Below are 21882 nucleotides of genomic sequence, written 5' to 3'. Positions count from 1 at the left end.
AAATGATAATTTTAAAATTTTGATAGGAGATAGCCTTACTTTAGACTTTTACATTTAGCATTTACTATTTACTATTTAAAAGAATGAAAAACCGCAGAATGTAAAATAATAATTTTAAAATTTTGATAGGAGATAGCCTTACTTTAGACTTTTACATTTAGCATTTGATATTTAAAAGAATGATTTATAGTTTCAAAGGATACATACCTGTAGTGCATAAAAGTAGTTTTGTGCATCCTCTGGCAGCCGTAATTGGTAATGTGATTATTGGTGAGAATTGCTATATAGGACCAGGAGCTGCCATACGAGGAGATTGGGGAGAAATTATTTTGGAAGGCGGAGTGAATGTGCAAGAGAATTGTACAGTACATATGTTTCCCGGAAAATCAATAAGATTAAAAGAAAGTTCGCATGTAGGTCACGGAGCAGTCATTCACGGAGCCAATTTAGGAAGAAACTGCCTGATTGGAATGAATACTGTAATTATGGATGATGCAGAAATTGGAGACGAATGTATTGTAGGAGCTATGTCTTTTGTCAAAGCAGAATCTGTTTTTAAGAAAAGAAGCCTGATTGTAGGAAATCCAGCAAAAGTAATTAAAGAAGTGAGTGATGAGATGATCCAATGGAAAACTAAAGGAACAGCTTTATATCAAAAACTACCAGCAGACTGTTTTGAGTCGCTACGAGAAGTAGATCCATTAAGAGAAGTGCCTGAAAATCGACCTTTTCAGAAGGCGTTTTATAAAACATTGGAAGCATTTAAAAAGAAATAATTATTGTTATTTATGGAGTTCTTGAAATAAGAAAAATGCATAAAAATAATAACTAACTAACATTAGTTAATTAAAATGACAAAAATAGAATTAAAAATGCCCAAAATGGGTGAAAGTATATCAGAAGCGACTATTCTTAATTGGTTAAAGAAGGTAGGTGATCCCGTAGAAGAAGACGAGATAATTCTGGAGGTGGCAACAGACAAAGTAGATTCTGAAATACCATCACCTTGTCACGGTATTATTGATGAAATACATTTTCAACCAAACGAGGTGGTTGCCATAGGACAAGTAATTGCTGTAATTAATTCTGCTAAAAGCATACAGGAAAGTGTTATCCAGACAGAACAAACCGAGCCTATAATGCACAAAAAGTCAGAAGGAGAACATATGACAAAAACTTCTGATTTTCGACCTTCAGCTTCTGGATTGAGTACTATTTTTCTTTCTCCGCTTGTAATTAGTATTGCTCAAAAAGAGAATCTTACCATAGAAGAAGTCCAAAGTATTTTGGGTACCGGAGATAGAGGTCGTATTCGTAAAAGCGATGTAATGCTTTATCTTAAAAACAGGAAGTACTCATTGCCAAGTAAACCACAATCACAGGTTCTTAAATCAACCTATAAGGCACCACCGATTTCCTATATAGAAGGCAAAGATCGTATCGTAGAGATGGATCGTATGCGCACTATGATTGCAGATCATATGGTGTACTCTAAACATACATCACCTCACGTAACTAGTTATATAGAAGTTGATGTGACAGACTTAGTCAATTGGAGAAATCAGGTAAAGCATCAGTTTTTGGAAAAGCACGGTGAGAAATTAACTTTTACTCCCATTTTTATAGAAGCCGTGTCAAAAGCAATTCAGGAATACCCTATGATTAATGTTTCTGTGGATGGGACAAACATTATAGTGCATGAAGATATTAATATTGGGATGGCAACAGCACTACCCAGTGGCAATTTAATTGTTCCGGTAGTAAAAAATGCTGATGAAAAGAACCTGTTGGGCTTAGCTAAAAATGTAAATCATTTAGCAAATAGTGCAAGAAACAATACACTGAGACCAGATGAAATAGGGGGAAGCACTTTTACAATCTCTAATGTAGGAACTTTTGGGAGCCTGATGGGTACTCCTATTATTAATCAACCAGAAGTAGCCATATTGGCATTAGGAATTATTAAGAAACGTCCCGAAGTCATCTCGACAGAAAAAGGTGATGAGATCGCAATCAGAAGTATGATGTACCTATCATTATCTTTTGATCATAGAGTTGTTGATGGGTTTTTAGGAGGTTCATTTTTGAGAAAAATAGGAGATGAGTTAGAAGCTTTTGATATCCAGAGAGAAATATGAATGCCAATGAAAAAGATCGTCTTTTAATTTGATAAGATATAAATAATAGAAATGTGTTTTTTAAAAAACTATGTGTTACAAAACTGTATAATAAATGCGCAAGGGATAGTAGCGGTTACCCCACAGTATTGTCATACTGAGCTTGTCGAAGTATAGACAATACGAGGAGTAAAAGTGGATAGCCCGACCCAGAGGGATGCGCCCAATGCAATAGTTAAAACAAAAAATAAGATGAAACCGAAAATAAAAATAACAAGAACCCCAAATTCAAAAATAAAGGATATTGATTTTGATACGATTCCTTTGGGAACAACTTTTACTGATCATATGTTTATCTGTGAATATGCTAATGGCACCTGGAACAATCCGAGAATTGAACCTTTGGCAATGATCCCTACACATCCTGCAGCCATGGCTTTACATTATGGGCAGGCAATTTTTGAAGGTATGAAGGCGACCACAGGACAACACAACATGCCACTACTATTTAGACCTGAAGAAAATGCGAAACGTTTTAATCATAGTGCAGCAAGAATGGGAATGCCATTAGTTCCCGAAGAATTATTCGTTGAAGCAGTAAAGCAAATTGTTACTATAGAGCATCATTGGATTCCACCTCAAGAAGGAAGTGCATTGTATCTACGTCCATTTATGTATGCTGATGAACCTTTTATTGGTATGCGTGCAGCAACAAATTACAAGTTTATTGTAATCTGTTCTCCTGCAGGACCTTTTTTTACAAAAAAAATCAGACTGTATGCAGAAACAGAATATATCCGTGCTGCAGACGGTGGAACAGGAGAAGCAAAAGCAGCGGGTAATTATGCGGCGGCTATTTTACCCACAGAGAAAGCAAAAGCAAAAGGATTTGATCAGGTATTATGGCTTGATGCTGATGAGCATAAATATATCCAGGAAGTAGGTACCATGAATATCTTTTTTAAAGTAGAGGGCAAATTTATTACTCCAGCAACTAGTGGATCTATCCTAAAAGGGATTACCAGAGATAGTGTAATCACATTATTAAAAGATAAAGGGTTTGAAGTAGAAGAGAGAGCAATTACTATTGATGAAGTTATTACCTATTTTAAAGAAGGAATTTTGGAAGAAGCTTTTGGTACAGGAACAGCGGTAGCAATAGCAATGATCGAAGCAATAGGATATAAAGATCAATTGATTACCTTATCTGATGAAAATCCAGTAAGTCGGGATGTAAAAAAATCTTTAGACGAAATAAAATCTCAAAAGAGAGAAGATCCTTTTGGTTGGATAGTACCTGTAACTATAAAAGAGATCGTAGGATAAGATGAGTTGATAATGTAGAGTTATACGATTTTTTAAATCACACAGCAAAAATTGGAATAGATGTTAGCAGAAAAAACAATAGCAAAAGAGATATTACAAAAGGCATTTATCACGATGTGTACTGCCAAAAGTATGACAGCCTTGTATGAAGAAAACTTTAAAACTGTTTCTAAATATGTACATGCGACCTCCAGAGGACATGAAGCTATTCAGATTGCTGTAGCAATGCAGTTATTACCTCAGGATTATATGTTTCCGTATTATAGGGATGATTCGATGTTATTAGGAATTGGGATGCGACCCTATGACCTGATGTTACAATTGTTGGCAAAAAAAGATGATCCATTTTCTGGAGGAAGAACATACTATGCGCACCCAAGTTTAAAAGATGAAGATAAACCAAAAATTCCGCATCAATCTTCTGCAACGGGTATGCAGGCAATTCCGGCAACGGGAGTAGCATTGGGTATGCAGTACAAAGAACTTGTAGGGATCAAGTATAGTATTCAAGACGATTTGAGCAAGAGTAAAGTAACAAAACAGACGATGGCTGCACCTCTGGTGGTATGTTCGCTGGGAGATGCATCTGTTACAGAAGGTGAAATTTCAGAAGCATTCCAGATGGCAGCGCTAAAACAATTACCAATAATGTATTTAGTACAGGATAATGGTTGGGATATTTCTGCAAATGAAGCCGAAACAAGAGCGCAGAATGCCTATGAATATGCCGCAGGATTTCATGGATTAGATGCTATTACTATTGATGGTGCTAATTTTGCAGAAAGCTATCTGGCAGTAAAAGAGGTGATAAAAACGATACGAGAAGAACGCAGACCGATTTTAGTACATGCCAGAGTACCTTTACTAAACCACCACACATCCGGAGTGCGTATGGAGTGGTATCGTGACGATCTTGAAGAAGCACGTTCACGGGATCCATATCCAGTATTAAAAAATCAATTATTAGAAGCCGGTTTTACCGAAAATCAATTACTTACGATAGAAGTTGAAACCAAAAATACAGTAAAAAGAGATTTGCAAGAAGCCTTAATGGCAGAAGATCCGAAACCAGAAGATTTATTTACTCATGATTTTGCGCCAACGCCAATTACAGAAGAAATAGGGGAACGGTGTCCAGCGAATAAGAAAGAAGTTGTCATGGTAGATTGTGCACTTTTTGCCGTAGAAGAATTAATGAAAAAGCATAAAGAATGCTTGCTCTATGGCCAGGATGTAGGAGGGAGACTGGGAGGTGTGTTTAGAGAAGCAGCTACATTAGCTCAAAAATTTGGTGATGAGCGTGTTTTTAATACTCCTATTCAGGAAGCTTTTATTATAGGATCCACTGTGGGAATGTCTGCTGTAGGGTTAAAACCAATTGTAGAGGTACAATTTGCGGATTATATTTGGCCAGGATTGAATCAATTGTTTACAGAAGTCAGCAGGTCTTGCTATTTATCAAATGGGAAATGGCCAGTTTCTATGATTTTGCGTGTTCCTATTGGTGCTTATGGTAGTGGAGGACCATATCATTCGTCATCTATAGAATCTATCATTACAAATATTAGAGGAATCAAAATAGCATATCCAAGCAATGGAGCCGATCTAAAGGGGTTGATGAAAGCAGCATATTATGACCCTAACCCTGTAGTTATATTAGAGCACAAAGGTTTATACTGGTCAAAAGTTAAAGGAACTGAAACGGCTAGAACTATTGAGCCTTCAGAAGAGTACATACTGCCTTTTGGCAGGGCAAATATTGTGCAGCGTATTTGGGAAAATGATGAAAAGGAAACTATTACTATTGTGACCTATGGAATGGGAGTACATTGGGCACTAAATGCAACTAGAGATATGCAGGAAATTATTGAAATTATCGACCTACGTACGTTATACCCACTGGACAAAGAAACTATTATGGAATCCGTAAAGAAAACCAAGAAATGCCTCGTAGTAACAGAAGAACCAACAGATAATTCTTTTGCAAGAGCACTATCAGCCAAGATACAAGAGGAATGTTTTAGATCATTAGATGCTCCGGTAATTACAGTTGGTTCAGAAAATATGCCTGCGATTCCACTAAATAGTACCTTGGAGGAAACTATGATCCCTTCCACAAAAAAAATTAAAAACAAGATAGCAGAATTATTGAGCTATTAGAGGTGTTCTCTTTAGAATAATAAATAATAATACAGTAAGTTAAAACCTACTTATTTTGTTATTCTAAATGAAATAAATGCTAAAAAGCATATTTTTTAGATAAAATACACATTTTTATTTGGTAGAATGAAAAATACTCGTATCTTTACAGTGTACTAATGAAATAGTTCTTTCATTTCCCCCAAGATGAAAGTTATTATAAAAAGTGAGTTTTAAGTTTAGAATAAGCCCCTAAATTAAGATGATTTGTGTGAAGAAAAAGAGCGTGGAGACGCTCTTTTTTGTTTTTTATACTTGTCATGAATTATACGATTTGTGATTAAAAAATTCGTATAAATTCATTGAATTATTTTTTCTTTATGCAAGGCAAAAAAATCAAGCATAGCTATAGCTACGGTTTATTTTTTAAACGAAGTAGAAAGGAAAAAGAAACGATGAATATGCGAAATTTTTAGTTATAAATCGTATTATACTCGATTTCCTTTTTGAATCGTCTGTAGTTTTTAGCAAATCACAATGTAGTATTAATATTACATTATCGGGTATTAAATATATTTTTAAATGCTAAAAAGCATATTTTTTAGATAAAATACACATTTTTATTTGGTAGAATGAAAAATACTCGTATCTTTACAGTGTACTAATGAAATAGTTCTTTCATTTCCCCCAAGATGAAAGTTATTATAGAAAGTGAGTTTTAAGTTTAGAATAAGCCCCTAAATTAAGATGATTTGTGTGAAGAAAAAGAGCGTGGAGACGCTCTTTTTTGTTTTTTATACTTGTCATGAATTATACTCGATTTCCTTTTTGAATCGTCTGTAGTTTTTAGCAAATCACAATGTAGTATTAATATTACATTATTGGGTATTAAATATATTTTTAAATGCTAAAAAGCATATTTTTTAGATAAAATACACATTTTTATTTGGTAGAATGAAAAATACTCGTATCTTTACAGTGTACTAATGAAATAGTTCTTTCATTTCCCCCAAGATGAAAGTTATTATAAAAAGTGAGTTTTAAGTTTAGAATAAGCCCCTAAATTAAGATGATTTGTGTGAAGAAAAAGAGCGTGGAGACGCTCTTTTTTGTTTGTACTTCAAAATAAAAAAGAAATATAGTTCTGACTTAGTATTCTTCTTTGTCTAAACAAGAAATTGCTACTTTTCATTCGAGTATTTTTAAACTGTTTTCTAGTATTAAAACCTAACTAAGAATTTATTTTTTTCAAAATCCCAAAAAGTTCATTCCCTTTTCTTTCTGGAATTGAGTTGTAACATTTCTCAAAAACAATCACTTCAAAATAATCTTGTAAGTACGACAAATATAAATTCTTATTACCGCCAAAAGGGCGTTTTTCTATATCATCCTTCAAAGGAATATCAAACCATAATCCTATTAGTTTTCCCTTTGAACTCAAAATAGTAGACATTTGCGAAAAATATTGAATACGTTTTTTTTTAGTAGGTAAAAAAGAACAAAAAAAAGTTTGTTCTATTATTAAATCATATTCGCCTATGTGTGCAAAAAAATCTTCACAGATTAATTGAGAATTAGGAAAGTTAGGCACTCTTTCAGCAAAAGCTATCAATGGCTTATCTGAAATATCCATAACAAAAACATTGTTGAATCCTTTGCTAAATAAGTATTCTGCTTCATATCCATTTCCTGCACCAGGAATAAGTATTCGAATGTCCTTTTGAGATATCTGATCGATATATTCTTTGATAGGCGTAGATATATACCCAATGTCCCAGCCAGTTCGATTGTCATCATAACGTTTTGTCCAGTATAACCGTTCTTCTGATTGATTCGTATTCATGTTTTATATATAAGATAATTTAAAAAGGACAATGATAAACGAATATGTTATTGTTTTTAGACCATATGTTTTATCCTTAAAGCCAATATACTTATAAATTTGATTAAGTATTATAGTAACCTTCACACATTTATTATGAAATTAAAATACGTACTCTTATCCTTTATCACTGCTTTTGCCATATCTATTGGATCTGCGCAGTTGTCTGTAGAACATTTTGAACCACCCACAATTTTAGAAAGTAAAATAGACTATGAATTTAAGGTGAAATATACGTCAGATAGAGATATCAAGATTTTTTTTGAGTTTAAGAAAGCTCCAGATCAAAGTTTTGGGTTTAAATCTACGAATATAGGCCCAGGGGTTGATCAAATTATCACCGTTCCCATTACAGCTCGAAGCCTGCCTACAGAAGGTGATGATTATTTTATTAGAGCTTATTTTTTTGAAAATGATGCTATTGTAAGTGGTACTGTTACGGATGTGACAGGTATTGAGATGATCATTAATGTAGCAGAGGACAAAATAGATTTTGCTCAACCACCCTTAAAACTTTTTAGCCAAACCAATTATAACATTGACTTAGCTTATGAAGCTATTCAGGAAAGAGACCTTGTATTTGAATTTTGGTCTACAAATGGTCTGTTGGGAGAAACAAGAAAGACTGTTCCTGGTGGGGCTAATACCGAGACTATGTTGCTGACTTTGAACGAGGCACCTCCTGTCGGAGATGACTATTTTTATAGAGCTTTTGTCGTGCCTATAGGAGAAACAATTTCTGCTGCAACAGCTGCAACTGATAATTTTGCGGGAATATCAGTCTTTGATTTTTTAGGTGATCCTTGTAGTGATGAAGTCGAAGAAAAAGATGGTCTGGTAATTATAGAAGCAGAAGATTTTAATATTACAGGTACAGATTGGCAGCGCAAAACAGAAAAGACTCAATATACAGGAATAAGTTATTTAGAGTGGTTAGGGAATGATTTTTTTGGTGATCCAGGTAATGGAGTGATTGAAGTAAAAATAAAAATCACAAAAATAGGAAAATATCGTTTTCAATGGAGAAACCGTGTTGGGTTTGGTTTAAATGGAACAGAACATAATGACAGTTGGTTGAAATTTCCTGATGTTCCCCCTGAGGATTTTTATGGAGAGAAAGGAGATGGATCAAGGACATATCCCAGAGGATCTGGACTTACACCTAATCCTGCTGGCGCAAGTGGTGAGGGGTGGTTTAAAATCTATGCCAATAGTATAGATTGGAATTTTAACGCTTCTACTGGTGATAATGCTGATGGCAGACCTGTTTATGTAGAATTTGATGTCCCGGGAGTATATACTTTACAGATTTCTGGAAGATCAAAAAATCATTTAATTGATAGAATTGCATTACATAATGATGCTTCGAACCCAACAAGTTTAAATAATATAGTGTCAAGTTGTACAAGTGTACTAGGGGTATCAGATAATGATTTGAGAAATTTTGGGATTGCGGTCTATCCCAATCCAGTTGAAAATATATTGTTTGTGAGTGGATTAGGGTTAGGAGATAAAGTTGATCTTATAAATATGATAGGTCAGATAGTAACCAAAGAGATTACTATCCGAGATACGGGAGTAAAAAATATTAGTACGTCAGATTTCGTCTCGGGCATCTATTTTTTAAGAGTTCATAAAAAAGGAATACAAAAGATTGTAATAAAATAATTATCAATAATGTCGTCTTAGTACAATTAAACCGAAACTACATCATTGATTATATACTTATTAATAGTGCGCTATAGTTTTCTTAAACTATAGCGCACTATTTTAATTACTTAGAATGCATATCTTTGTGGTCCTCCTCGGCGTATTTCTTCATTAGCATAGGATTCGAATTTTTTAAAATTTTCTCTAAAAGCATTGCTTAATTTGAAAGCTGTAGTGTAATAGGCTTCATCATTATTCCAGGTTGCTCTAGGACTTAATACACTTGTAGGAACACCAGGACATTCTCTTGGTTGGGCAACTCCAAAAACAGAATGTATGTGATATTTGTCATAAGAATACAAACCTAAATCACCATTTAATACAGCGCGGATCATAGCTCGTGTATACTCCAGTTTCATACGAGTTCCTACTCCATACGATCCTCCAGTCCATCCCGTATTGACCAACCATACATTTACACCCGCATTATTCATTTTTTCAATTAACATTTCTGCATATTTAGCTGGATGTAGAGGCATAAATGGAGCGCCAAAACAGGCAGAAAAAGAAGGAATAGGCTCTTTTACACCTGCCTCTGTTCCTGCAACCTTGGCAGTATATCCGGATATAAAGTGGTAAGCTGCCTGACTAGGAGTGAGCTTAGAAATTGGAGGCAATACACCAAAAGCATCGGCAGTTAGAAAGAAAACATTTTTTGGATTTTTACCAATAGAAGGTTCTTGTATATTTTGAATATGATGTATAGGATAACTTACTCTTGTATTTTGAGTAATAGAAATATCTGTAAAATCAACTTCATCATTACTATCAATAATTACATTTTCTAGAATAGCTCCTTTTTTAATAGCCCTGTAAATTTCGGGTTCTTTTTCTTTGGAGAGATCGATTACTTTAGCATAGCATCCTCCTTCAAAATTAAATATAGTATTTTCTTTTGTCCACCCATGTTCATCATCTCCTATCAATTTACGTTCAGGGTCTGTAGATAAAGTTGTTTTTCCGGTTCCCGAAAGCCCAAAGAAAATTGCAGTATCTCCGTTTTTGCCAACATTTGCAGAACAGTGCATGGGTAGTGAATTTTTATAGACAGGCAAAATAAAGTTTAAAGCAGAAAAAATCCCTTTTTTAATTTCTCCGGTATACCCGGTTCCTCCAATTAACACTATTTTTTTCGTAAAATTTAATATTGCAAAGTTGTGTTGGCGTGTACCATCAATGATAGGATCTGCCATAAAACCAGGTGCATTAAGAATTGTCCATTCTGGTTCAAAACGTTTTAATTCTTCTTCTGTTGGACGCAAAAACATGTTGTAAGCAAACATATTAGACCAGGGATATTCATTAATTACCCTTATGTTCATTCTATAATTATTATCTGCACAAGCATAACAATCACGAGCATATAATTCATCAATAGAATTAAAATAAGAAGTAACTTTATCATACAATATATCGAATTTTTCTGACTCAAAAGGGATATTAATTGATCCCCACCACACTTTATCATCACTTATGGAGTCTTTGACAATAAAACGATCCATTGGAGATCTACCGGTGAATTCACCTGTATTAATGGCTAATGATCCAGTAGAAACTTCTTGTCCCATACTTTTCTGGACAGTTATATTATGAAGCTCTGAAGGTGATAATTGAAAATGTATTGTATCGTTTGTGATACCGTATTGTTGTAATGAAATTGACTTTTTAATAGTGCCAGACATACCCATATTTATTTGCTTATTGATTTATATATTTAAAAACTAATAAATAATGTGGTGGAAGAAATCATTTATTAATTAGTAAATAAAAAACGTTCTTAATGTGGTTATAATAGTAAGCTAATAAAAATGAAATAATTATAAGGTCAAAGATATAAGTTTTCTGATAATATTTTGGATAAAAGTAATAGATATAGATTTTCAAAATTTTGAGAAATAGGATATCCATATCTTAGCATTTTTAATTCAACATAAGTAAGAATAAGATTACTTTTTTATTTTTTATTTTTTATTTTTAATGCTGTATTACATTTTTTTTAGATAAAGTGTGTAAAATTTTTGGAAAACAGAGAAATTATACTATCTTTACAGAGTAATAATGAAATAGTTCTTTTATCCTGCCCAAGGTGAAAATTATTATAAAAAGTGAGTTTTAAGTTTAGAATAAGCCCCTAAATTAAGATGATTTGTGTGAAGAAAAAGAGCGTGGAGACGCTCTTTTTTGTTTTTTATACTTATAATGTATGAATCTAATCCATTTCCTTTTTGAATCATTTTGTAGTATCCTTAATTAATAAGAAAGTAATATTAATACTACTATTTTAATTTTAAATGGTATTTTTAAATGTTAAAAAGCATATTTTTAGGATAAAATACACTTTTTTGTTTGGTGGAATAAAAAATACTCGTATCTTTACAGTGTAATAATGAAATAGTTCTTTCATCCTCCCCAAGATGAAAGCTATTATAAAAAGTGAGTTTTAAGTTTAGAATAAGCCCCTAAATTAAGATGATTTGTGTGAAGAAAAAGAGCGTGGAGACGCTCTTTTTTGTTTTTATATACAAAACAGCCTTCTCATAGTTCTTGAGTTTGTCAAATATAATGTTCTGATTAGTTGAGTAAAAAGAAAGATATCTCATCGTTACCATTAAAAATCCGCTATTATTGAACGTATTTCATCCATACTTTGGGAAATAGAAAAAGTGAAGATGAGTTCATTTAGTTAATGATTGCTTTTATCATTGATACCACATTAATATTTTTATCTGCAAAATTCACCTGTTGAACTTTAATTTCGATTATTTTTTTGACAGTAGATTTTATTATACTGGAAAAGAAATTATTATGCTATAAAACCCATTCTTTTCGGTCTGGAATTACTATTTAGGATGAATTCAATATTATTTTTTTTTAAAGTAGGGTGTTTTTGGATTCATATGTTTTAGGAATGAAAATTTTTAAAAACTAAAAACAAAAATCATGAAAAAAATCTTTTTATTATTCTTCGTGTCAGTATTAATAGCTTCTTGTTCATCCGATGATGATTCGGTATCAGTTAATACGCAGGACAAACTTATCGGTAGTTGGAATATAACTCAGCTATTTGAGAATGGAGTTGAAGAAATGTTAACCAGTTGCGATTTAAAAGATATGTTCGATGTAACGGCTGATCAAAAGTTTAAAATAACATCTTATGACACAATTAATGGTGATTGTACTATAATAGAAGAAACTATCGATGGTACATGGGAGAATATTGGGAATAATGTATATAAACTCAAAGAAGGAGTTGAAGTGGAAACTGCTATTGAAGCAAAAATTACGTTTTCTGAAAATACGATGACTTTTGAGTTCTCTGATGAAATAGGGGATGTTAAAAAAGTATATGTAAGAAATTAATTTTTTTACAAAAATATCGCTTACTCGATAATCAAGATGTAAAGGAGGCTTGCCTCGAAACCGAAACGTTTTTTTACTACATACCTCGGCTTACCCCGAGGTATTTAATTTAACAACAACAACAAAATCTATTGTGTATACAGAGAATAACTAGTGCCATTTGAGGACTAGTACAATTTTCCCTTACCGTATATTTAATACGATTTATAACTAAAAATTTCGCATATTCATCGTTTCTTTTTCCTTTCTACTTCGTTTAAAAAATAAACCGTAGCTATAGCTATGCTTGATTTTTTTGCCTTGCATAAAGAAAAAATAATTCAATGAATTTATACGAATTTTTTAATCACAAATCGTATAAGACCTAAATTGCAATAAAGTTCTTAGAAAATTTCACTCAAGAGAAAATACTTTTAAAACTAAAAGTCTTCTGTTTGAGTAAATTTTCCTGAAAAAAAGACATCCTTCTTCAGGATAGACAAGGTTTTTATTTGGTTGGCCTCGTTTGAAGTTCTTAAAAAATGATTAATTAAATTAGCTAAAACTTAAACCGTACGACTACATCTGGTGTAATACGTAGCGATTCATTCTGAACACTCTGTGTGATGAAATTAGAATTTTCAGTTTCGACATCTCTAAAGCTTTGACTGATAATATTTTTTCTGTTATATAGATTACGTAAAGATATTCCAATCATTCCATCCCATTTTTGTTTTGTTTTAAGACCAAATCGGTAAACTACAGAAGCGTCTAATCTGTGGTAATCTTTAAACCTACTAGAGTTAATGCCTTGAGGGGCAATTGTTGTACCATCCTCATCTTCAAGTATTTTGGTAAATGGTCTACCAGTAGCATAATTCCACCCGAGGGCAAACTCAAAATTATCAACGTTTAACGTCTGCGAAAAATTCAACACATGCCTTTGGTCAAAATCACCATTATAATATGAATCTTGAATTAATGGGAAAGACGTTAGAGTTTTACTTAGGGAATACCCAAGCCAGAATCTGTAGTTTTGTATTCTCTTTTTTAGTAAAAAATCAAGACCTATTCTTTCTTCTTGTCCATAAATTATATCAATATCATCAGGAGATACGATGTCTAATACATCATTACCGCTAAGCGATGAAATATCTCTTAATTTTTTGTAATACCCTTCGAGGTCAAAGTTCCATCCCTTATAAGAATACAATCCGCCCAAGGTATACTGCATGCTTTTTAAGACACGTATAAAAGGTAAGGGATCTATATTTGCATTAGACGAGGAGTTATTAGAAAGGATCCAAACGTTATCCGATACTGGAAGACTTGGGATGTCTTGATCTGCAGTATTAGAATTTAAGTAATTATTGAGTTGTTGATTTTTCAGCTCTGCAGAAGCAGTAATTCTTAATTTTTTTAATATTTCCATAGAGGAAAACATTCTGGGTTCTATAAAAAATGCATCGGCATTACTGATTTGTGATCCACGTAGTCCTATATTAACATATGTTTTGGGGGTTTTATATTTGTATTCTGAATATACCGTATTATTTACCCCATTGCCATTGATCTCATCCATAAACTCAATACTATTAAACGAACCACTATCTCTGCTAAAAATACTGTAAATAGTCTCGTTATAAGTGAATTGATACCCAATATCTAATGATTGCTGTTTGGCAATTGGCAGATGCAAAGAGTATTCTCCTCCAATATCTTTTACAATATTATCGATAGCAATTTCGGCTTTAAAACCAGTATTCAATCGATCTGCAACATAATTATACCGTTGATCATACGATGAGAAGTAAAAATTTATATTTTGACGAATATTTGCAGTATAATTTTTATCCCAATTAACACTAAAACCTATATTTCTAAGCTTTAGAATGTCCTGAACAAGACTTCTATCATTATTTACCTGTGATTGCACAACGTTGTTATTATTGAGTCTGTTTTCTGTAAATATGGAGCTTAATTTCAATGTATTTTTATTATTGGGATTCCAGAGAATTTTGAAATAACTATCAGAGTAGGAGAAATCATCGTCTCTGGATTGCCCCTCAGAAGTTTGCTCTTCATCAATATCCGGGATATTGGCACGTGTATTTTGGAATACTTTTCGAACCAAATTGTCATAAGTTATATTCTGATATATATCCGTTGTAGAGCGACGACCAGCGATCAGGACCCCAAGTTTTTTTGAGAGAGGTATTTTTACAAAAAGATCGCCATGAGTAAGGTTAAGACCTCCACCAGCCTTTATTTTTTCAGTAAGATCATCATCAGATTCAATGACAATAACTCCAGAAATTCTATCTCCATATCGCACACTGGTCCCTCCACGGTAGACCTTTACATTCTTTGTGATAAATGGATTAAATGTTGAGATTTGATTAAAAAAATGGCCACTTTGATACATCTTAATCCCATCCCAAAGAATAAGATTCTGAGATGGTGTACCTCCGCGAATATAAAGTCCTGCAGGATCTTCGGTAGGACTACTAATACCCGGCAATAATTGTAAGCTTTGTAATACATCCGGCTCGACAAGTCCAGGTAGAATTTTTAGCGTTTTATTTGATACATTGACAGATCCATCCTGATTTTTCTGAATTCCCTTAGTAAGATATTCTTTAACAACTACCTGGCTTAGGTTTTGAATATCAGGATTTAATTTGATAGTATCGCAATGTGTAGTCGAAAATTCAGAGACCTTAATTGTTCTAGCCTCATATCCTAAATATGATATAGAAATAGAATCCCAGGGATGCAATTGTAACTTGAAAATTCCTTCATTATCTGTAATATCTATTAGAGAGGTATTCTTAAGGATGTCTGCTTTAATTAATTCATAGCTTGATGCAGCATCGATGACAACACCACAGATATCAACCATAGTCGTGTTGTTGATTAAAATATAATCATTGTCACTTATTTTTTGTAATAAATAGGATGTTTGTTTTTCTATAATTTTTTGTAAAAAGGAAATAGATACATTTTCTGTTTCTATTTTTAACAGAATATCTTTGATTGCATTGACATCATAGGAGAAACTAAATTGGTATTGGTCATTAAATGCATCAAAGATTTTAGATAAAGATTGTTTTTTCTCTACATTAGAAATTGTTACTTCCTGAGAATAAAAATCTAACGGTACAAAAAAAAAGAGTAGAAGAAAAATTAATCTATTGTATTTCACTTATTTTTTAGTTCTATATTTTTAGTGTTTTTAAACACATAATTAATATTCATAGGCTCGAAACACGTTTTTAGAGCTTTCTCTAAATCATTGTGCACGAAAAACCCTGTAAATATACGTTTTACATCTATATTATTAGTGTTAATATTAATATCATATTGTCTTTCCAACTCGGCAATAAGCTGTAAAAGAGTTACTTGTTTAAAACTACTTTTGCCATTCAACCAGGTTGGTTTTTTACCTTTTATGTCCAGTGGTAGTAATGCTCCTTTGTCGCTGGATTTAACTCCTTTGCCGGGCGTCAATACGATACTAGCGTTCTTGTTGTTATTTACTTGTACTTTTCCTTCAAAGCAGTATACCTCTAAAAAGTGATCTCTAGTGAAGACATTGAATTCTGTTCCTAAAACTATAATATTTCCTTGATCAGTTTTAACCGTAAATTTAGATCCTTTTGCTACATCAAAGAATGCTTCCCCATTTAGTTGGATAACACGATCTTTCAAAAATGAGTCTTTATCATATTCTATTGATGAATCAGCATTAAGAGTAACTAAAGAATTATCCGGTAAGGTCCAAACTTTTGTTTCTGCCATTGACGTGTGTATATCAATAGAGGTGAAGTATACTGTTTTAATTCCTATTAATACTAATATAACTGCAGCAGCACTGTATAACCAGGTTTTTAATTTAATAACTTTTGTTGTAGAAGATCCTTTGTAGGTTTGATTATATTTTAATTGTTCTTTAAAATTTTTTTCTACATCAAAAATCGGTTGTTGAAATTTGTCTACACCTCTTATAATATCTTTATAAGCGAGATGATCTTTTGAATTCTCAAAAGCTTCCCTTTCTTCCTCAGAGAGGTCACCTGCTATCCAGCGACCGAGAAAATTATCCTTATCCATATCCATTGTGTTAAGTATATTTTGTTACATCCAATATAAAGAGCCTTTAATAACAATAGTGTTCAAATATTTCCTATTTTTTTCCTCAATATTGTTAATGCTAAATGCATTCTTTTTTCTACAGCTTTTACTGATATATCAAGCATCTCTGCAATCTCTTTATAGGTCTTTTTTTCGATTCGATTTAAAAGAAAGACTTCCCGTTGCCCATCTTTTAAATTTCCGATGGCACTATTTAGTTGATCCATAAATTCTTTTTCTTCCATCTGAAATTCCGGAGACTCATTGGTATATGTCTTTTGCTCAGTTGCTTTATATTTCAAAACTGTTTTTTGATGCACATAATTATTAATAGATGCATTATTTGCGATTTTGTACAAAAAGCTTTTTGCTGCTGCAAAAATAATTTTAGAACAGTCAATCCATAGTTTGGCAAAACTATCTTGTACAATATCCTGTGCTTTTTCCATATCTCCATATTTATAATAGAGGTAATAACATATTTTTTCCGCATGTTCACGATATAATTGCTCATACACTTTTTCTTCGCAAACATTTACCAGATTCTCAGGCATTTTTAATGGTTTATATAATTATACAATGGTTATTCTGTGTAAAGCCATCAAATTACTATTATTACTAATTAATATCAAATAGAATGCAGCTTTTGTATAGTCATATGATTTTATTTTATGAAAATCACACGAATTCTGACAGAATAGATTCATTGTTTGACTATTTATTATGAGTTTATTAAAAAACTTCCTTTCTGTGTTTTTTGTACAACAAAGTTCATATTGATTCTAATACGATGTTTACTATAGGTTTATCATTACATTTTTTTTATATAACTATTTAACTTCTTATTTCAGTAATTAGTTATGAACTATAAAAGTATCTAAAATATTATTCCCTCCAAGATGTATACTTTTTAATACAGAATATTGATAACCAATTGTTTGTTTTTTTAGAATTTAATAGTTTTATTGTTTCATAAATTTTGCATTTTTCTTACCAGGAATATCCAATTGAGAATTCTAGTCGATACCCCAAACCGTCTGCGCCTTTAATATTAGAAACAGAAGTTAAATAGTCCACACCTCCGGATGAACCGATGGTAAACCCTCTCTTAAAAATCCATTGATACCCCATTTTTATCACTCCTCCAATCTGTAGAATATTAAAATCTCTATCTTGTAATAGCGGTGGTCCAGTATAAATAAAATATGAGTAGTTTGCCAGACCCCCCCCACTTGTAAACCATCCATCTGGAGCATTTTTATGTCTTGACAGATAATATCTGATTTCAGTTTCCAGAAATACTCGATATTCATCCATTGATACCTTAGAATTTAAATCATACTCATTATAATTAAAAGCAAGTAAAGAATTAAGTGAAATTTTTGGTTTTAATACACGTTCATAACTCACACCTATTTCGCCACCTAAAATTGATAAGGGAGTTGTTCGAATACTGTTTTTATATTTCACTCCTTTATTTCTATTCTTACCAGGTGTATTAACCTCTTGAGCAATAGATGTGATGGTTGCAAATACCATAATGGTAATTGTTAAAATTACTTTTTTCATACTTTTTGCTTTTTCATATCATAAAATTTACAGACCTAAAACAAAAAGAAACCAAAATACCCTACCAGGAAAATGATTTTTTTCAAAATCATCAATTGTTTATGAAATTTATTTTTATTTAACTCATAAACAATTGTAAATAAGTATTATAATGTGTAAAAACCGAAGCTTATTATGCAAGATGTTACTATATCAGAAACATTCGCCTTGGATTGTTATTATAGGTAACAGAGTCTAGTTTTAGTAATAAATACAATAATTACCTTCTTAGAAATATATGGAGTGGTGGCAGAGATATACTTAGAAAGAAGTCTATCTAAAAAAAAATAAAATATTCTAAAATTCACGTTAAACTTATTTAGACTTATTACTAATAGTTTATTTTCGCGCTCATTATTACCTGTTTTTTTTATTCTTAATGCACCTAACTCTATTATGAAAAAAAGTAATTATACTATTGTTCTGTTTTTAATGACTGTTCTAGTAGTTTCAGCTCAACAAACAGGCTCAATAAAAGGGGGAATAAAAAATAAATTCGGTGAAATATTACCAAATATAACATGTACTCTTGAAGGAACTTCAAAAGGAGGTATTTCGGATCAGGAAGGGATATTTCTTTTTGAAAGAGTGCCCTTTGGGGCGTATGTATTAGTATTTCAGCATTTAAATTATTCATCCATAAGAAAGAAAATTATACTTAGTGAAAATGAACCTATTCTAAATTTGAATATCACTATGTTTACTAAAGCTTTTGATTTACAGCTGGTTGAAATTACAGGTCGTGAGCTCATTTCTTATAGAGATCAGAGCTCTTTTGACACAACTAAAACCGCTACAAAAATTATAGATATTCCGCAATCATTAAGTATCGTAACCAAAGAGGTGTTAAGTGATCAGGAATCTTTTATACAGGGTGATATAGCTAAAAATTTAAGTGGTGTAAATAGTGTGTCTTTTTACGATGCATTTACGTTCAGAGGTTTTGAATTGAGTTCAGAAACAAGGTCATTGATTAATGGTTTGCATACTGTTGGTTTTTTTGGGTCACAACCTTTGCTAGTGAATATAGAGCGAGTTGAGGTAATAAAAGGATTTGACTCAGCTTTATATGGTGATGCCAATCCAGGTGGTACGATGAATTCTGTGACTAAAAAGCCTTTATCAGAAGAACGAAAATCGGTTAGTTTTACAACGGGTAGTTATAGCACAAAAAGAGTAAGCTTAGATTTTACAGAGTCTTTAAGCGAAAGTAAATTATTTTTATATCGATTAAATTTAGGATATGAAAACTCAGATGATTTTAGAAATTTACAAGAGAACAAATCATATGTAATAGCTTCTTGTTTTTCTTTTTTGCCTGATAAAAATATGCGTGTCAATGTAGAATTAGTATGGACTAAACAAGAAGGAGAATTAGATAGAGGACTACTTATAGATGGTGCTTTTGGACCTAATCCAGTATTTGATTTATCGTCTGCTCCAACATCATTAGCGATAAATAAAGTGAATGATTTTTATATGAATAAATATGATTATATAAATGCATCATTGTCTCAAAAAATTACACATAATATAACTTTTAATACATCGTATCTTCATTTTAATTGGGAGGAAGATTTACAAGAATATAGAACTGCTAATGGTTTTGCCAGAAACAATTCTTTTGATGAGTTTATAAATAATAAGGTAGCCTTGAGACCTGATTTACGACAAAGAGAATTGTCTTCGTATAATATAACCCCATATTTCCTTTTTAATGATATAAGTACCTGTAAATTGAAACATAAAATTTTAATTGGGTATGATTATGTTCAACAGAAAGAAGAAGCAGGAGGTAGTCAATTGAGCGCAGATGGGTATAGATTAATTAATGGAGGAATAGGAAGTTTTGTTTTTGAGGATCAGGCTGATTTTGATGCGAATTCTGGAGATTTTCTTTTTGAAAATGATGGCGTACCCGTTCCTAATGTACCTCATTTTAACCTGGATGCCCCAGTATATGAATTGGCAGACTTGACGGATTATAATTTTAATAAGGCTTTTAATTTTCCAGTGACTAAATATTTTCCTCGTGGTATTTATGTTCTAGGATCAAATGAGTAAGGATAAATTAAAAATATTAGTAGGATATACTTTTTAATATCAGAAAATTAGATTGCGTACCTAAACAATTTATATAAAACATGGATCAAGAAAAAAAAACATCTCGTATTTCATCAATTGATATGTTGCGAGGCTTAGTAATGTTAATCATGTTAGTAGACCACGTTCGGGAACGGTTTTTCTCTCATAATGTGATTACAGACCCACTCACAATTCATGAAATTAGCAGTAGTTTGTTTTTTACCAGACTATCTGCTCATTTATGTGCTCCGATTTTTGTTTTCTTAACAGGATTATCTGCTTGGTTATATTCAAACCCTCAAAATAAACCTCCACGTTCTGCAACTTCTTTTTTATTAAAAAGAGGATTATTTCTCGTTTTGCTAGAAATTACATTAATTAATTTCTCTTGGTTTGGTGCATATCATACCTTGTATTTACAAGTTATTTGGGCTATAGGGATAAGTATGATTTGTTTGGCAGGGGTAAGTAGGTTACCAAGAATATGGATTGGAATTATGGGAGTACTCATTGTTTTTGGACACAATGCTTTATCTTTTATTTCATTTGAACCTACAGAAATAGGCTATTCTCTTTGGACTATTTTGCATGATAGAGGGTACCTGATTAACAATAGTATCATAAGTATTAAAGCTTCTTACCCTGTTTTGCCATGGATTGGTGTGATTTTATTAGGGTATTTTTCTGGACCTCTATATGCTAAGAGTATGATAGCAGCAAAAAGACAAAAAATACTAATTATAGCATGCATATCTTCTCTTACGACTCTTCTGATTCTACGAGGGTTTAATATATATGGAGAGACCCTAGCCTGGCAGGTTCAGGAATCTTTCTTGAAATCTGTTATGTCATTTTTGAACTATACCAAATATCCGCCTTCATTAGATTATTTATTATTTACACTTGGTATTGGTTGTCTATTACTCTATTGTTTTGAACGAGTTAATTATAAATGGTTACATATTGCAAAAACATACGGTTCTGCACCCATGTTTTTTTATATAATACATTTATATGTTCTCTTAGTTTTGTATAAAATTTCAATGTTGGTTTTTGGTCCGAATCAAGGAGATGTTTTTGGTGTAAACTACGTATATGAACTATGGTTAATTTCAATGATTTTATCAGCTATACTGTATTTTCCAACTAAAATGTTTTCTGATTATAAACGAAAGAGTTCATCAAAACTCATTAAATATTTTTAAAAAAACAAATAAATTTATGGTTAAAACATACATTGTATGACAAAAGTATTACCTTGGATTCGTTCTATACAAAAAAGGCTAATCAGAGGGAGTATCTGGATTTTGTTATACCATCCTGATTTGAATTTGCTGATAAGGTAAAACAGCTATTGTTTTATAAGGTAAATTTAGCGTAAGATAGTATAAAAGTTATACCATTATTTTAGATTTTGATTTGTAGTAGGGTGGTGGCTTTTACTCTTGGTTATTATTCCGGTAGAATGGAACTCATACTTTCTAATAAAAGTGTTTCTCAAAATTACAAAAAAATATTTTCTTTTTAAATGGGAAATGTCCT

The 21882-nt window shown here is 32.1% G+C and carries 14 protein-coding genes; 8 read left to right on the top strand and 6 right to left on the bottom strand.

Annotated elements, in window-relative coordinates; translation table 11 throughout:
- The first annotated feature begins 179 nt into the window (after positions 1-179).
- From F0000_RS06255 to F0000_RS06240, 4 genes are all read left to right on the top strand, one after another.
- Positions 180-776 (top strand): transferase hexapeptide repeat family protein, encoded by a 597-nt coding sequence (locus F0000_RS06255; protein ID WP_149623856.1) that lies wholly within the window; start codon positions 180-182, stop codon positions 774-776.
- 75 nt (positions 777-851) lie between these two features.
- Positions 852-2138: a dihydrolipoamide acetyltransferase family protein gene (locus F0000_RS06250; protein ID WP_149623855.1), complete on the top strand. Its 1287-nt coding sequence runs from the start codon at positions 852-854 to the stop codon at positions 2136-2138.
- A 231-nt stretch (positions 2139-2369) separates the two neighbouring features.
- The gene (locus tag F0000_RS06245; RefSeq protein WP_149623854.1) at positions 2370-3443 is read left to right on the top strand and encodes a branched-chain amino acid aminotransferase; all 1074 of its coding nucleotides are present in this window, start codon (positions 2370-2372) and stop codon (positions 3441-3443) included.
- 60 nt (positions 3444-3503) lie between these two features.
- On the top strand, positions 3504-5603 hold the full coding sequence (locus F0000_RS06240; protein ID WP_149623853.1) for a thiamine pyrophosphate-dependent enzyme: 2100 nt from the start codon (positions 3504-3506) through the stop codon (positions 5601-5603).
- 1210 nt (positions 5604-6813) lie between these two features.
- On the opposite strand, the gene F0000_RS06235 is transcribed toward F0000_RS06240, so the two are convergent.
- On the bottom strand, positions 6814-7425 hold the full coding sequence (locus F0000_RS06235; protein WP_149623852.1) for a methyltransferase domain-containing protein: 612 nt from the start codon (positions 7423-7425) through the stop codon (positions 6814-6816).
- 135 nt (positions 7426-7560) lie between these two features.
- Here F0000_RS06235 and F0000_RS06230 point away from each other — a divergent pair, with 135 nt between their 5' ends.
- On the top strand, positions 7561-9132 hold the full coding sequence (locus F0000_RS06230) for a T9SS type A sorting domain-containing protein (protein WP_149623851.1): 1572 nt from the start codon (positions 7561-7563) through the stop codon (positions 9130-9132).
- A 110-nt stretch (positions 9133-9242) separates the two neighbouring features.
- Here F0000_RS06230 and pckA read toward each other — a convergent pair whose 3' ends face one another.
- Positions 9243-10856 (bottom strand): phosphoenolpyruvate carboxykinase (ATP), encoded by a 1614-nt coding sequence (pckA, locus tag F0000_RS06225; protein ID WP_149623850.1) that lies wholly within the window; start codon positions 10854-10856, stop codon positions 9243-9245.
- A 1258-nt stretch (positions 10857-12114) separates the two neighbouring features.
- On the opposite strand from pckA, the gene F0000_RS06220 reads away from it, so the two are divergent.
- Positions 12115-12534: a lipocalin family protein gene (locus F0000_RS06220; protein WP_149623849.1), complete on the top strand. Its 420-nt coding sequence runs from the start codon at positions 12115-12117 to the stop codon at positions 12532-12534.
- Positions 12535-13072: 538 nt separating this feature from the next.
- Here F0000_RS06220 and F0000_RS06215 read toward each other — a convergent pair.
- The 4 genes from F0000_RS06215 to F0000_RS06200 all read right to left on the bottom strand — a co-directional run bounded on the left by F0000_RS06215 (position 13073) and on the right by F0000_RS06200 (position 18216).
- The gene (locus tag F0000_RS06215) at positions 13073-15718 is read right to left on the bottom strand and encodes a TonB-dependent receptor plug domain-containing protein (RefSeq protein ID WP_149623848.1); all 2646 of its coding nucleotides are present in this window, start codon (positions 15716-15718) and stop codon (positions 13073-13075) included.
- Positions 15715-16626, bottom strand: coding sequence for a FecR family protein (locus F0000_RS06210; protein ID WP_255452641.1), 912 nt, complete (start codon positions 16624-16626; stop codon positions 15715-15717). The genes F0000_RS06215 and F0000_RS06210 overlap by 4 nt, the downstream gene beginning before the upstream one ends.
- A 62-nt stretch (positions 16627-16688) precedes the next feature.
- Complete coding sequence (locus F0000_RS06205) at positions 16689-17201, bottom strand: RNA polymerase sigma factor (protein WP_149623846.1); 513 nt, start codon at positions 17199-17201, stop codon at positions 16689-16691.
- Between the two features lie 436 nt (positions 17202-17637).
- Positions 17638-18216, bottom strand: coding sequence for a DUF3575 domain-containing protein (locus F0000_RS06200; RefSeq protein WP_149623845.1), 579 nt, complete (start codon positions 18214-18216; stop codon positions 17638-17640).
- A 435-nt stretch (positions 18217-18651) separates the two neighbouring features.
- On the opposite strand from F0000_RS06200, the gene F0000_RS06195 reads away from it, so the two are divergent.
- On the top strand, positions 18652-20319 hold the full coding sequence (locus tag F0000_RS06195) for a TonB-dependent receptor plug domain-containing protein (protein WP_149623844.1): 1668 nt from the start codon (positions 18652-18654) through the stop codon (positions 20317-20319).
- 80 nt (positions 20320-20399) lie between these two features.
- Entirely contained in the window at positions 20400-21545 is a 1146-nt protein-coding gene (locus F0000_RS06190; protein WP_149623843.1) for a DUF1624 domain-containing protein, read from the top strand.
- The last annotated feature ends 337 nt before the right edge of the window (positions 21546-21882 follow it).

The organism is Aquimarina sp. RZ0 (assembly GCF_008370685.1).
Taxonomy (GTDB): Bacteria; Bacteroidota; Bacteroidia; order Flavobacteriales; family Flavobacteriaceae; genus Aquimarina.
Note: the sequence above shows the minus strand (reverse complement) of the source record. Positions and strands in the feature narration are given on the sequence as shown.

Coding starts and splice junctions, on each gene's coding strand:
- F0000_RS06255 (WP_149623856.1), top strand. CDS start 180: ATGATTTATAGTTTCAAAGGATACATACCTGTAGTGCATAAAAGTAGT.
- F0000_RS06250 (WP_149623855.1), top strand. CDS start 852: ATGACAAAAATAGAATTAAAAATGCCCAAAATGGGTGAAAGTATATCA.
- F0000_RS06245 (WP_149623854.1), top strand. CDS start 2,370: ATGAAACCGAAAATAAAAATAACAAGAACCCCAAATTCAAAAATAAAG.
- F0000_RS06240 (WP_149623853.1), top strand. CDS start 3,504: ATGTTAGCAGAAAAAACAATAGCAAAAGAGATATTACAAAAGGCATTT.
- F0000_RS06235 (WP_149623852.1), bottom strand. CDS start 7,425: ATGAATACGAATCAATCAGAAGAACGGTTATACTGGACAAAACGTTAT.
- F0000_RS06230 (WP_149623851.1), top strand. CDS start 7,561: ATGAAATTAAAATACGTACTCTTATCCTTTATCACTGCTTTTGCCATA.
- pckA (WP_149623850.1), bottom strand. CDS start 10,856: ATGTCTGGCACTATTAAAAAGTCAATTTCATTACAACAATACGGTATC.
- F0000_RS06220 (WP_149623849.1), top strand. CDS start 12,115: ATGAAAAAAATCTTTTTATTATTCTTCGTGTCAGTATTAATAGCTTCT.
- F0000_RS06210 (WP_255452641.1), bottom strand. CDS start 16,626: ATGGATAAGGATAATTTTCTCGGTCGCTGGATAGCAGGTGACCTCTCT.
- F0000_RS06205 (WP_149623846.1), bottom strand. CDS start 17,201: ATGCCTGAGAATCTGGTAAATGTTTGCGAAGAAAAAGTGTATGAGCAA.
- F0000_RS06200 (WP_149623845.1), bottom strand. CDS start 18,216: ATGAAAAAAGTAATTTTAACAATTACCATTATGGTATTTGCAACCATC.
- F0000_RS06195 (WP_149623844.1), top strand. CDS start 18,652: ATGAAAAAAAGTAATTATACTATTGTTCTGTTTTTAATGACTGTTCTA.
- F0000_RS06190 (WP_149623843.1), top strand. CDS start 20,400: ATGGATCAAGAAAAAAAAACATCTCGTATTTCATCAATTGATATGTTG.